The following is a 12,025-nucleotide window of genomic DNA, read 5'->3' as shown; positions in this document are numbered from 1 at the left end:
TGGCCGTCATCGGCTTCTTGACCATTGTCGGCATCGGCGTCCTCTACTGGCGGGTCGCCCCGATCCTCGGCGAGTTCGACCCCGAGTTTGCGGGCGTCTACAGCGAGTTCGCCTCGCGCCTGCTGACGACGGGCGATCCCGGCGTGGCCATGATGTGGGCGATCCCGGTCGAGGAAGGGCTGAGCCCGGACGACGTGATCGAGTCGATGAAGAGCATCGCGGTTTCGCGCAACCTCCTTTTCGTCGGCGAATCGCCTTTCTACAAACAGATCGAGGCGATCACGGGCGAGGCGTATCGCTATGTCAACTTTCTCTCCTTCTGCGATGCCCGGGTCGGTCGACAGATGCTTGAGTATCGCAACGAATACAGCGGCTTCATGCCTTGTCGCATCGCCTTGGTCGAGGACAAGGAGGGCCGTCTGACGCTCTACAGCATGAACCTGGACATGATGATCCATGGCGGTCGGGAGCTTCCCGAGGAGCTCAAGGCATCCTCGCTGAAGGTCCGCGACACCATCCGGGCGATCATGGAGGGCGGTGCGGCCGGGGAGCTGTGATATCCGACGTCCGGGATCGTCAACGTCGGGATCCCGCAATTCGGGATCACCGGCGCCTGGATCCGGCCGATTGTGATATCGCGCAATCCAGATATACGGAAGATCGCATATAGTAGGCGCCAAGGACTCACTCCAGAGAGGCGCTCATAGGTGTTCGATACACTCGGCGATCTCGTCGTCTACCGACTGCTGGGCATCGACCCGGCGAGCCATCTCGGGGCGGCGCTGCACTTCTTCGTCATGGACACGGCGAAGATCTTCTTCATGCTGGTCATCATCATCTATGTCATGGGGCTGTTTCGGGCGCTCCTCTCGCCCGAGCGGGTGCGCGCCTATGTGCGCGGCAAACCCACATGGGCGGCGCGCTCGACCGCGGTCGGGCTGGGCGCGGTCACGCCCTTCTGCTCGTGCTCGTCGGTGCCGCTCTTCATCGGCTTCGTCGAGGCCGGCATCCCGCTCGGGGTGACCTTCTCCTTTTTGATCGCCAGCCCGATGATCAACGAGGTCGCGGTGGTGATCCTGCTCGGGATCCTGGGCTGGGAGCTGACCCTGATGTATGTCGCCGCCGGTTTGACGGTCGCCTATGTCGGGGGCGTCGTCATGGAGCGCTTCAGGCCCGAGCGCTGGGTCGAGCCCTATGTCTGGCAGATCCACATGGGCGAGCTGAAGATGCCCGAGCCGGACACCTCGCTGGCCGGACGCCATCGCTATGCCGTGGGGGAGGTCCGCGAGATCCTGCGGCGTCTCTGGAAATGGGTGCTGCTGGGCATCGGCGTCGGCGCACTCTTCCACGGCTATGTCCCGGAGGAGTGGGTGGTCGAGCACCTGGGCGGCACCGACAATTGGCTGGCGGTCCCGGGGGCCGTGCTGCTCGGGATCCCGCTCTATTCCAACGCAACGGGTGTGATCCCGGTAGCGGAGGCGATGCTGGGCAAAGGGGTCGCGATCGGCACCACGCTGGCCTTTATGATGAGCATCGCCGCACTCTCGCTGCCCGAGATGATCATCCTGCGCAAGGTCATCCGCTGGCCGGGGCTGGCGCTCTATGCGGGTGTCCTGGCGATCGCCTTCATCCTGGTCGGCTACGGATTCAACCTGCTGGCGTAGAATGCGCTGCGATTGGCTCCTTCGCGGAAATCACCGCAACGATACGAGGACGGATATGAGAGAAGTCAAGATCTTGGGTTCAGGCTGCGCCAACTGCAAAGCCACCTACAAGGTGGTCGAGGAGGCCGCGAAGGCAAAGGGCGCCGAGATTGCCCTGGAGAAGGTCGAGGATCTCGGCCGAATCATGGGCTACGGCGTCATGTCGACCCCCGGCGTCGTCATCGACGGTCAGGTGGTGCATGCCGGTGGGGTTCCGGACCGCAAGACGGTCGAGGGATGGTTCAGCTGATGACGTCCTGCCCCTGCGTCGCCTTCGAGGCACTGGCATGACAGGTCCGTCGCCACGCCTGCTTTGGGGCTTGATGGCCGGCGGCTGCGCGATTGCGGTCGCGTCGAGCTTCGTCATGACCGACTGGCTCGCGTTGGATCCCTGTCATCTGTGCATCTTCCAGCGTCTGCTCTTTATGGTGCTGGCGGTGCTCGCGCTCGGGGCCGCGCTCGGGGCGGGACATAGGGGGGCGGGGATTTTCGGGCGCCTGATCGGCGCCTTGACCCTGCCGGTCTCGGCCACGGGGATCGGTGTCGCGGGCTACCAGAGCTGGTTGCAGCTGCAGCCTCCGGAGAGTGTGTCCTGCGTGGCCGGTGCGCCCGGGTTGATCGAGCGCTGGGTCGAGTGGCTCGGCCAGCAGGCACCGGCGCTGTTCATGGCGACGGGCTTTTGCGAGGACGCAGGTGCCCTGATTCTGGGACTGTCGCTGGCGAACTGGGCCTTGCTCGGTTTCGCGCTTTGTCTCGGTGGGGGGGTTCTGGCGCTGGTTGGAGGTCGTGCGGAGGGGAGGTTCGGTAGGGAGGGGGTGGGCGACTAAAGTCGCCCCTACGTCGCCCCTACGTCGCAGCTACGTCGGCCCTGCGACGCTCGTCCGCCCGGGTCGGGCCTCGCTCCGGGTCTGGGCAGCCTAGGCGGACTCGGCGGCGTCTTCGGCCTGGTCCTCCGCAATCGCCTCGCGAAAGCCGCATTCCTTTTGCGGGCATACCTTTGACGAACCCTTGGTCTTGGTGGTCTTGATCGTCAAGACCGCCCAGCCGCACTTGGGGCATGGCTCGGCGATGGGCTCGTCCCAGACGGCGTAGTCGCATTTGGGATAGGTCGAGCAGGAATAGAAGATCTTGCCCTTGCGTGACTTCTTCTTCTGCAGTGTCCCCTTGGTGCATTTCGGACAGGTGACGCCCGTGTCTTCGGGCTTCTCCAGCGGCTCGATGTGTTTGCAGGTCGGATAGGCGCTGCAGCCGATGAACTTGCCGTAACGTCCGCGCTTGATCTCGAGTGCGGAGTTGCAGAGCGGGCAGGTGCGGCCTTCGATCAACTCGGGGGCATCCGCCTCGGCCTTGTCGGGGTTGAGGTCGCGCGTGTAGTCGCACTCGGGATAGTGGGTGCAGCCGATGAAGCGCCCGTTGCGTCCGAGCCGGATCGACAACTGACCGCCGCATTTGGGGCAGGTCTCGTCGATGCGCTCCTGGGTGACGTCGCTGCGCTTGACCGACGCCTCGGTGTGGTCGACGCGCTCCTTGAAGGGTTTCCAGAACTGCTCGAGCAAGGGGATCCACTCGCCCTCGCCGCGCGATACGGCGTCCAAGTCGTCTTCCAGACGCGCCGTGAAGTCGTAGTCCACGTAGGAGGTGAAATATTCGGTCAGGAACCGGTTCACCACCCGCCCGACATCGGTCGGCAGGAAGCGCTTGGTCTCCAGGACCACGTACTCGCGATCCTGAAGTGTCGAGATGATGGAGGCGTAGGTCGAGGGGCGGCCGATGCCGTACTCCTCCAGCGCCTTCACCAAGGACGCCTCGGAGTAACGCGGCGGCGGCTCGGTGAAATGCTGTTCGGGGCGGATGGCGATCAGGTCAACCAGATCTCCGGCCTTCATCTCGGGGAGCATGCGCTCCTCGTCGTCGTCGGCGCTCTTGGCGTCGTCGCGCCCTTCAAGATAGACGCTCATGAAGCCGGGTTCGGCGACCGTCGAACCGGTTGCTCGGAAGAGATTGCCCGTACCGGCGCTCAGCGTAATCGCGACCTGGTTGATGAGCGCGTGGGCCATCTGACAGGCCAGAGTGCGCTTCCAGATCAGCTCGTAGAGCTTGAACTGATCCGCGCTGAGATGGGCGCGGATCTCTTTGGGGACCTGATAGGCCGAGGTCGGACGAATCGCCTCGTGGGCCTCTTGGGCGTTCTTCGCCTTGGTCTTGTAGAACCTCGGCTGCTCGGGCAGATGATCGGCACCGAAGCGTTCCGTGACATAGGCTCGGATCTCGTCCAACGCCTCCTGTGCGAGATTCACCGAGTCGGTGCGCATGTAGGTAATGAGACCGATCGGCCCGCCGCCGACATCCACACCCTCGTAGAGCTGCTGGGCGACGCGCATCGTGCGCTGAGCCGTGAAGCCGAGCTTGCGCGCGGCCTCTTGCTGGAGCGTGGAGGTGATGAAGGGCGGTGCCGGGTTGCGCTTGCGCTGTTTGCGCTCGACCTCGTCGACCTTGAGCTTGCCGGCGGCGGCCTGCTCGAGGGTCTTGTGGACGGTCGCGGCGCGCTCCCCGTCGACGACGGTGAACTGCTCGACCTTCTCGCCTTCGAATTCGACCAGCTTCGCGGTGAAGCGACGCGCGTCCTTGGCGGCATCCGCCTCGATCGACCAGTATTCCCGGGTGACAAAGGCCTCGATCTCGTCCTCGCGCTCGCAGATCAGACGCAGCGCCGGACTCTGCACCCGGCCTGCCGAGAGACCACGCCGGATCTTCTTCCACAGCAGCGGCGAGAGATTGAAGCCGACCAGATAATCCAGCGCTCGACGCGCCTGCTGAGCGTTGACCAGGTCGTAGGAAAGCTCGCGCGGATTGGCGACCGCCTCCTGCACCGCCCGCTTGGTGATCTCGTTGAAGACCACCCGATACACCGGGCGCTTGCCGATCTGGCGGCGGCTCTTCAGCAGCTCGTAGAGATGCCAAGAGATCGCCTCGCCTTCGCGGTCCGGGTCGGTCGCGAGATAGAGTGCATCGGCCCCCTTGAGCTTCTTGGCGATCGCCTGAACGTGCTTCTCGTTGCGATCGATGATCTGGTATTTCATCGCGAAGCCGTTCTCGGTATCGACGGCGCCCTCCTTGGGCACCAGGTCACGGACATGACCATAGGAGGCGATCACCTCGAAATCGGGTCCGAGGTACTTCTCGATGGTCTTGGCCTTGGCCGGAGATTCGACGATGACGAGATTCATGATGTCTGGGAGCAAACGGAAGCGAACGAATCGGGGTCTCTAGGGTAAACCCGGTTCGCATCGGCGCGTCAAGGGGAGTCGAAGAGATGAGCGGTGCCGAAAGGGCCGGTCGGACGGAAATTCAGGTCTCGGAGAGGCGCCCCGGAGGTCGGCAAACGCGACGACCGTCGGCGTCGTTGCCGGCCGATCCTCTGCGCGGTCGCGATGTTGATTTCCGGAAATCGCCTAAAACTTTGAACCGCGTCGACTCCGACGCCTGCTTGGGCGTGAGACGCCGCGTCGACTCGACAAGGCAGCAGGTCACGCCTGACGCGGTTTAATGCGGTTCAATGGAGGTAAACCGGCTCGTCGTTGTACACCAGATCCTCCATCTGCGAGAAGGCATCCTCGCGACCGGGACGATTCATCAAGACCAGCAGGACGACCCACTTGACCTCGTCGAGTCCGACGATGGCGTGATCAATCGCGAGCAAGCGGTCGATCACCAGCTCGCGGCTGACGGGGTCCAGAATTCCGTTCTGCTCCAAAAAAAGCAGCAGACCGCGCGCCTCGACATCCAGCTTGCTCGTCTCCGCCTCGTTGTAGACGCGGATGGAGCCGAGGGTATGGTCGTGATATTGCGGTACATCCACACCCGCCGCCAGCTCGTCGAGCCACAGCAGTGCCTTTTCGATCTCGGTGGGGGTGAAGCCGGCCTGAGCGAGCTCGTCCTCGAGCGCACCTTGATCGGCCGGGGGCTGACCCTCGCCGTCCATGTAGTTCTCGTAGAGATAGATCAGCACATCGACCATGTTTTCGTACATCAGCCAACCTCTTGGGCGGCGTCAGCCCGAGGGCTGACGGGAGCGGACTGCACCGGTATTGCACTCAGGCGTTCCGTTCTGGGCACCCCGGGCGTCTCCGCTTAAGAACCGAGCCGGCAAAAGCGGCCTCCAGGGGCCGATGATACATGACCCTCCAGCTCAAGGACCAACAACATGGACGAGACCTCGCGGGCCGAGCGTCCGCTGCTGGCGATCAGCTCGTCGGGCGCCACGGGGTCGAATCCCATCGCATCGAGCAGGGCACGATAGTCCGCATCAAGCGCCGCAGCCCCGCCTCGAACGGCCGCTGCGGAGGCATCGTCGGACGCCGCAGGCACCTCGCCGGGACAGGCCGAGAGCAGGTTGCGCAGCATCGGGGCCAGCTCGAGGAGGATCTCGCCGGGATCCTCGACCAGCTTGGCACCGTCGCGAATCAGGGCGTGGCTGCCGCGCGAGAGTGGATTGCGGATGGAGCCGGGCACGGCGAAAACGTCGCGACCTTGCTCGAGCGCGAAGCGTGCGGTGATCAAGGAGCCGCTCTTAAGCGCCGCCTCGGTGACCAGGACACCGACGGAGAGCCCGCTGATGATCCGGTTGCGCCGCGGGAAATTGCGCGCCGACGGACCCTGACCGGGGGGAAACTCGCTGACCAGCGCACCGCGCTCGGCAATGCGTCGGGCCAGGTCGCGATGCGTCGCGGGGTAGACCAGATCCGGACCCGTGCCGAGAACGGCAATGGTTCGCCCGGTCTCGAGCGCGCCCGCGTGCGCGGCCCCGTCGACACCGAGGGCCAAGCCGCTGGTGATCAAGAGGCCGTCCGCGGCGAGCCGCCGGGCGAAGTCGCGTGTGATCTCGATGCCCGACGGGGTTGGATTGCGGCTGCCGACCACCGCGACCTGCGGCTCGGCGAGCAGCTCGGGGTCGCCGCGCACGTACAGCAGCACCGGGGCATCCGGGATCTCGGCGAGCAGCGGCGGATAGCGGGGATCGGCGCGGGTCAGCACGAAGGCGTCGGGCTGGTCGGCCCATGCGAGGATGCGATCGAGCGCCGCGGCGTCCGGCTGTTTGAGCGCGGCGATCGCCTCGGGCGAGATGCCGGCTGCGGCGAGATCCTGTCGCGAGGCATCCGCAACCGCTCGCGGCGAACCGTAGCGTTCGAGCAATCGGGTCGCCGTGCGCGATCCGATACCCGGCGCGGAGATGAGGACGATCCAGTCCGCGATCGATTCCGAGGAGACGCTCGAAGAGTCGCTCGAGTCCGTCACGGAGCCGGCGGGGAGACCCGATCACCGACGGACATGGCTCGGTCGGCATTCAACACAAGTGCGAAGCTCACGCGATCGAAGCTTCGGAAGACCATGAGCACACCTGCGCGTTGCATCGGGCGGATATAGGTCGCGCGATCCCGACCGATTTCGGCGTGCAGGGGGATAGGCGCACTCGAGCCCGTCGGACTCTCGCTCCAGCCCTTCACCGAATAGTCGTTGCCGAGCCAGAAGGCGCCGGTCAGGGGCCCGTCGCGCTTCCAGTTCCAGTTCACGCCGCCGTCGCGGACCTTGTCGCGAACCTCCTCCCCGCCGCGAAAAACCTCCAAGACGTGGCCGGGCTGCAGCCGGTCATGCGATCCCCGATTGAGGGTCACGATGTCGTATTGACCGATCTGGGAGATCCCGTTCATCACCGAGAGGATGCGGCCGCGCATGCCGGCCGGCGCTGGACGCGGGAAGAAGTTTTCGAGAGGCGCCTCGAGCGAGGCCGGGATGACCCGATCGCCGATCGAGACCTCGCGCTCGGATCGCGTGACCCGCAAGATCGCGGGATCCCCGACGCGCTCGAGCAAGGCATTCGCCACGAACGTGGCCTCGTAGCCGAGGATGCGGTTGGTGTCCGGGTCGCGCAACGCATCGCCGGGGCGCAGGATCTCGAACTCGCTGACCGCGGTCGTATCGATTCGACGCACGAAGACGTCGTCCGACGGCGCGGCGACGGTGCGATCGTCGGCAAATCCTACGACATAGGGTGCGCGTTTGATCGCGTCGGACTCCGCCACCCAAGGCTGAGTCAGGAAGGGTGCGATCGAGGCGACGGGGATCATCGGCACCGGGGCCTCGAGCGCGCTGACCCGCACCCGCGGACTCAGGCGCACGACACGCATGTCGCCGCTCGCGCGAGCGGCGGTGTCGCGCACGACCCGCGGCCGACCATCGACATGCACCAGACGCAGCCGTTCTCCGGGATAGATGAGATCGGGGTTGCCCGGATCGTCGTTGGCCTGCCAGATCTCGGGCCAAAGCCAGGGGTCGCGCAGATAACGCCCGGCAATCGACCAGAGGGTATCGCCGGGGCGCACCTCGTAGACCTCGGGTGCGTCCTCGGCAAGCTCGAGCGCACGCACCGTCGACGCAGGGCCCATGGCGATGAAACCGATGAGAACGCCAAGCAGGACGTCTCCGAGGCTGAAACGAAGGGTCAAAACACGCATCGGACCTCCCGGACGCTCGAAACGGATTCACCCGGCCCCATTTCGGGGTGTAGTATTAAGCGGATACTAGCGCATGCGCCCCGACCCCTTCTACTCGGCTTCGGGCCTGACGTTTTTCTTGCGGGTTGCTCGCGGCACGCGATCCCCGGGATCCAAGCCCGAGATCCAGGCCCGAGACCGAAGAGAAATGCGATCACGCCATTGGCGCGTACCCGCGAGAGCCGAGATCCCCGAGAACAGATTTTCCAGAAGACATCCCGATGGCAAAGCTCGATATCCTGACCTTCCCGGACCCAAGACTCCGTCGCAAGGCGATCCCGGTCGCGCGCGTCGATGCCGACATCGTGCGGCTGGTCGACGACATGCTCGAGACGATGTATGCCGCACCCGGCATCGGCTTGGCCGCAATCCAGGTCAACGTGCCGCGCCGGGTCGTGGTGATCGATATCTCGGAGAACCACGATGCACCGCTCTGCCTGATCAACCCCGAGATCCTCTCGCGCGAAGGCGAAGAGCAGATGGACGAGGGCTGCCTCTCCGTGCCCGGCTTCTTCGAGCCGGTGAAACGTGCGGAGCGGGTCCGCGTCAGGGCGCTGGATCGCGAAGGCGAGCCCTTCACGCTCGACGCCGACGGCCTGCTCGCGGTCTGCATCCAACACGAGATCGATCATCTCGACGGCAAGCTCTTCGTCGACCACATCTCGATGCTCAAGCGCCAGCGCATTCGGCGCAAGCTCGAAAAGGAGCAGCGCCAAGCCGCGAGCGAGCCCGAGCAACGTCGGGGTGTGTTGTGAACGAGGCCGCCGGTCCGAACGGCGATCCGGCGCGATGAAGCCCTTGAGGATCATCTTCGCAGGCACGCCCGACTTCGCCGTTCCGAGCCTTGCCGCGCTCCTCGATGCGCCGGGCGAACGTCCGGGAATGCCGCCGCTGCAGGTCGTCGCCGTGTACACCCAACCGGACCGGCCGGCCGGGCGCGGACGACAGCTCCAGGCGAGCCCGGTCAAGGCGCTCGCACTGACGCGCGATTTGCCGGTCATCCAGCCCGAGAGCCTCAAGAAGGATCCTGACGCCGTCGCGCGCCTGGCGGCCTTCGAGGCCGATCTGATGGTGGTCGTGGCCTACGGGCTGCTTCTGCCGGTCTCCGTGTTGGACGCACCCCGCCTGGGCTGCGTGAACGTTCATGCCTCGCTGCTGCCGCGTTGGCGCGGCGCGGCGCCGATCCAACGCGCGTTGCTCGCCGGCGACACCGAGACCGGTGTGTGCATCATGCGCATGGAGGCCGGGCTGGATACGGGACCCGTCTATCATCGCGTGGCCACACCGATCGGAGCGCGCGACACGGGCGCTGACATGCACGACCGACTCGCCGTGCTGGGCGCGGGGGCGCTGATCGATGCCTTGCCCGGCATTGCCGACGGATCGCTGATTCCCGAGCCGCAAGCCGAAGATCAGGTCACCTACGCACACAAACTGACAAAGGACGAGGCCATCATCGACTGGCACCAGCCTGCGGAGAACATCGGTCGCATGATCCGCGCCTACAACCCCTGGCCCGTCGCTCAGACGCGCCTCGACAACGAGACCCTGCGGGTCTGGGACGCCGAGATCGACACCGAGCGTGCGACGCAAGCCGCGCCGGGGACCGTGATCGGCTCCGGCAAATCGGGCATCGAGGTCGCCGCCGGCCAAGGGGTCGTGCGCATCGTCCGCGTCCAGCCGCCCGGCAAACGGACGATGGCGGCCGCGGATTTCCTCAACGCGCGGTCGATGGACGGCGTCCTGCTTGGCTGAGCGCCGGCCGCAGGCCGCCGCTGGCCCGACAGGCTCGGCACGGCATCCCGCCGGCGCCGAATCCCGTGCGGCCGCCGCATTGGCATTGTTCGGCGTACGCGGTCGCGGTCAGTCGCTCACGCGCGTGCTCGAGCACACGCGCCTCGCCTCGCAGGCGCCCGCCGAGCGCGCCCTCACCCAAGAGATGGTCTACGGCTCGCTGCGCACGCTGCCGCGCCTGGAGGCACTGGTCGCACGTCTGCTCAATCACCCGGTCAAGCCCGCGGACAAGGACCTCGAATCGCTGATCCTGATCGGCCTGTACCAGCTCATCGCGATGGGCACGCCCGACCATGCCGCGGTCGCCGCCACGGTCGAGGCCAGCCGACTCATCGGCAAGCCCGACAAGGCGGCCTTGGTGAATGCGCTGCTGCGTCGGTTTCTGCGCGAGCGCGAAACACTCTTGGCCGAGGTCGATCAAGAGCCGGCGGTCCGCTGGCTCTTTCCGGAGTGGCTGCTCGATCGTCTGCGCGAGAACTGGCCGGAGGATTGGGAGCAGGTCGTGCGGACCAGCAACGCCCGCGCACCCATGAGTTTGCGCGTCAATCGCACGCGCACCGACCGGCGCACCTATCTCGGCACGCTCGCCGCCGCCGGCATCACCGCGCGACCCATCCCCGGCTGCGAGATGGGCCTGACGCTTGACCAGCCGCGCCCGACCCATGAGCTGCCCGGCTTCGAGGCCGGGTTGGTCTCGGTGCAGGACGGCGGCGCCCAACTGGCGGCCGATCTGCTGGATGCGCGCCCGGGGCAGCGCGTCCTCGACGCCTGCGCGGCGCCCGGCGGAAAGACCGCCGGTATCCTGGAGCGCGCCGAGAACCGGCTCGATCTGCTGGCGATCGACAATGCCCCGACCCGGCTCAAATCGATCCGCGACACGCTCGCGCGACTGGGCCTGAGCGCCGAGGTTGCACTCGGCGACGCGGCCGAGCCGCGAGGCAGCTGGACCGCCAAGCCCTTCGATCGCATCCTGCTCGACGTGCCCTGCTCCGCCACCGGCGTGATCCGTCGCCATCCCGACATCAAATGGCTGCGACGCAACGCGGATATCCCGGCGCTGTGCGCCTTGCAGGACCGGATCCTGGACGCGGCCTGGCCGCTGCTCGCCCCGGGCGGGCGGCTGCTGTATGCGACCTGCTCCTTGATCGCGGACGAGAACCAGCATCGTATCGCCGCCTTTCTGGAGCGTCATCCGGATGCGCGCGCGTGTCCGATCGCGGCTTCCGGGGGCCGCGCGCTTTCGCACGGACTCCAACTGCTTCCGCAGGAGGGGGCCAACGACGGCTTTTATTTCGCGCTGATCGAACGTCCGGCATCATGACTCGGCGTTCGGCATACCACCCACGGTTCCTTCTGGCGGCGCTGATGCTTGCCCCCGTGCTCTTGCTGGTCAGCATCCCGTCCGGCGCGGCCAAAGACGGGTTGCAGGTCGAGCAGGTCGAGACGCGACTCGTCGACGACATCTACTTCATGAACGCCGTGCTGGACTACCGTTTCAGCACCGAGGCGCTCGAGGCGCTCGAGAACGGCGTGCCGCTGACCATCCTGGTCCAGATTCAGGTCCGTCGGGTCGGGGCCTGGCTCTGGGAGGACAGCCGAGTGGATCTGCAGCTGCGCTACGCCATTCGCTACAAACCACTCTCGGAGCGCTACGAGGTCTACCGGCTTCCCGGCACCGAGGGCCGCACCTTCGTCAGCCGCGATGCCGCCATTCGCGCGCTCGGCGAGATCGCCGATCTGTCGTTGATCGGCGCGTCGAGTCTCGACGACGACACGGACTACGAGGTCCACATCCGGGCCTCGCTCGACATCGAAGAGCTCCCGCTTCCGCTGCGTCCGATGGCTTACCTGAAACCGTCCTGGAAACTCTCCAGCGGGTGGAGCAAGTGGCCCTTAACGCCTTAAACCGCGCCCAGCGCGGTATGCGATGTTTTTGGATTGGATCGGCCCCGGCCGATTTGACGAGCGCTGGAGCCG

Annotated in this window: 12 protein-coding genes; 8 read left to right on the top strand and 4 right to left on the bottom strand. The window is 65.9% G+C overall.

Going from position 1 to position 12,025, the window contains the following annotated elements:
- From GPT33_RS13285 to GPT33_RS13270, 4 genes are all read left to right on the top strand, one after another.
- On the top strand, positions 1-557 hold a 557-nt coding region (locus tag GPT33_RS13285; RefSeq protein ID WP_296809690.1), incomplete at its 5' end, for a DUF302 domain-containing protein.
- A 150-nt stretch (positions 558-707) separates the two neighbouring features.
- Positions 708-1,664 carry a permease gene (locus GPT33_RS13280; RefSeq protein ID WP_296809686.1) on the top strand — a complete coding sequence of 319 codons (957 nt, stop codon included), beginning with the start codon at positions 708-710 and terminating at the stop codon, positions 1,662-1,664.
- Positions 1,665-1,719: 55 nt separating this feature from the next.
- Positions 1,720-1,953 carry a thioredoxin family protein gene (locus tag GPT33_RS13275; RefSeq protein WP_296809684.1) on the top strand — a complete coding sequence of 78 codons (234 nt, stop codon included), beginning with the start codon at positions 1,720-1,722 and terminating at the stop codon, positions 1,951-1,953.
- Positions 1,954-1,990: 37 nt separating this feature from the next.
- Complete coding sequence (locus tag GPT33_RS13270) at positions 1,991-2,530, top strand: disulfide bond formation protein B (RefSeq protein WP_296809681.1); 540 nt, start codon at positions 1,991-1,993, stop codon at positions 2,528-2,530.
- A gap of 90 nt (positions 2,531-2,620) precedes the next feature.
- Here the strand turns inward: GPT33_RS13270 and topA are convergent, their stop codons facing one another.
- From topA to GPT33_RS13250, 4 genes are all read right to left on the bottom strand, one after another.
- A complete protein-coding gene (topA, locus tag GPT33_RS13265; protein ID WP_296809680.1) occupies positions 2,621-4,930 on the bottom strand; it encodes a type I DNA topoisomerase in 2,310 nt (769 codons plus the stop codon).
- Between the two features lie 326 nt (positions 4,931-5,256).
- On the bottom strand, positions 5,257-5,733 hold the full coding sequence (locus GPT33_RS13260) for a DUF494 domain-containing protein (protein ID WP_296809678.1): 477 nt from the start codon (positions 5,731-5,733) through the stop codon (positions 5,257-5,259).
- 101 nt (positions 5,734-5,834) lie between these two features.
- Complete coding sequence (gene dprA, locus GPT33_RS13255; protein ID WP_296809675.1) at positions 5,835-6,998, bottom strand: DNA-processing protein DprA; 1,164 nt, start codon at positions 6,996-6,998, stop codon at positions 5,835-5,837.
- The gene (locus GPT33_RS13250) at positions 6,995-8,215 is read right to left on the bottom strand and encodes a LysM domain-containing protein (RefSeq protein ID WP_296809674.1); all 1,221 of its coding nucleotides are present in this window, start codon (positions 8,213-8,215) and stop codon (positions 6,995-6,997) included. The genes dprA and GPT33_RS13250 overlap by 4 nt, the downstream gene beginning before the upstream one ends.
- Before the next feature lie 260 nt (positions 8,216-8,475).
- On the opposite strand from GPT33_RS13250, the gene def reads away from it, so the two are divergent.
- Genes def through GPT33_RS13230 form a run of 4 tightly spaced genes read left to right on the top strand, consistent with a single transcriptional unit; the run spans position 8,476 to position 11,953 of the window.
- On the top strand, positions 8,476-9,009 hold the full coding sequence (gene def, locus GPT33_RS13245) for a peptide deformylase (RefSeq protein WP_296809673.1): 534 nt from the start codon (positions 8,476-8,478) through the stop codon (positions 9,007-9,009).
- 34 nt (positions 9,010-9,043) lie between these two features.
- A complete protein-coding gene (gene fmt / locus GPT33_RS13240) occupies positions 9,044-10,009 on the top strand; it encodes a methionyl-tRNA formyltransferase (RefSeq protein ID WP_296809672.1) in 966 nt (321 codons plus the stop codon).
- The gene (rsmB, locus tag GPT33_RS13235; protein WP_296809671.1) at positions 10,002-11,369 is read left to right on the top strand and encodes a 16S rRNA (cytosine(967)-C(5))-methyltransferase RsmB; all 1,368 of its coding nucleotides are present in this window, start codon (positions 10,002-10,004) and stop codon (positions 11,367-11,369) included. The genes fmt and rsmB overlap by 8 nt, the downstream gene beginning before the upstream one ends.
- A gap of 44 nt (positions 11,370-11,413) precedes the next feature.
- Positions 11,414-11,953, top strand: a complete 540-nt coding sequence (locus GPT33_RS13230) for a DUF4390 domain-containing protein (RefSeq protein ID WP_296809670.1) — start codon at positions 11,414-11,416, stop codon at positions 11,951-11,953.
- Positions 11,954-12,025: the final 72 nt, after the last annotated feature.

The sequence above is a fragment of the Thiocapsa sp. genome, from assembly GCF_011390875.1.
In the GTDB taxonomy this organism is placed as follows: domain Bacteria; phylum Pseudomonadota; class Gammaproteobacteria; order Chromatiales; family Chromatiaceae; genus Thiocapsa.
Note: the sequence above shows the minus strand (reverse complement) of the source record. Positions and strands in the feature narration are given on the sequence as shown.

Coding starts and splice junctions, on each gene's coding strand:
- def (WP_296809673.1), top strand. CDS start 8,476: ATGGCAAAGCTCGATATCCTGACCTTCCCGGACCCAAGACTCCGTCGC.
- topA (WP_296809680.1), bottom strand. CDS start 4,930: ATGAATCTCGTCATCGTCGAATCTCCGGCCAAGGCCAAGACCATCGAG.
- GPT33_RS13260 (WP_296809678.1), bottom strand. CDS start 5,733: ATGTACGAAAACATGGTCGATGTGCTGATCTATCTCTACGAGAACTAC.
- fmt (WP_296809672.1), top strand. CDS start 9,044: ATGAAGCCCTTGAGGATCATCTTCGCAGGCACGCCCGACTTCGCCGTT.
- GPT33_RS13250 (WP_296809674.1), bottom strand. CDS start 8,215: ATGCGTGTTTTGACCCTTCGTTTCAGCCTCGGAGACGTCCTGCTTGGC.
- GPT33_RS13275 (WP_296809684.1), top strand. CDS start 1,720: ATGAGAGAAGTCAAGATCTTGGGTTCAGGCTGCGCCAACTGCAAAGCC.
- GPT33_RS13230 (WP_296809670.1), top strand. CDS start 11,414: ATGCTTGCCCCCGTGCTCTTGCTGGTCAGCATCCCGTCCGGCGCGGCC.
- GPT33_RS13270 (WP_296809681.1), top strand. CDS start 1,991: ATGACAGGTCCGTCGCCACGCCTGCTTTGGGGCTTGATGGCCGGCGGC.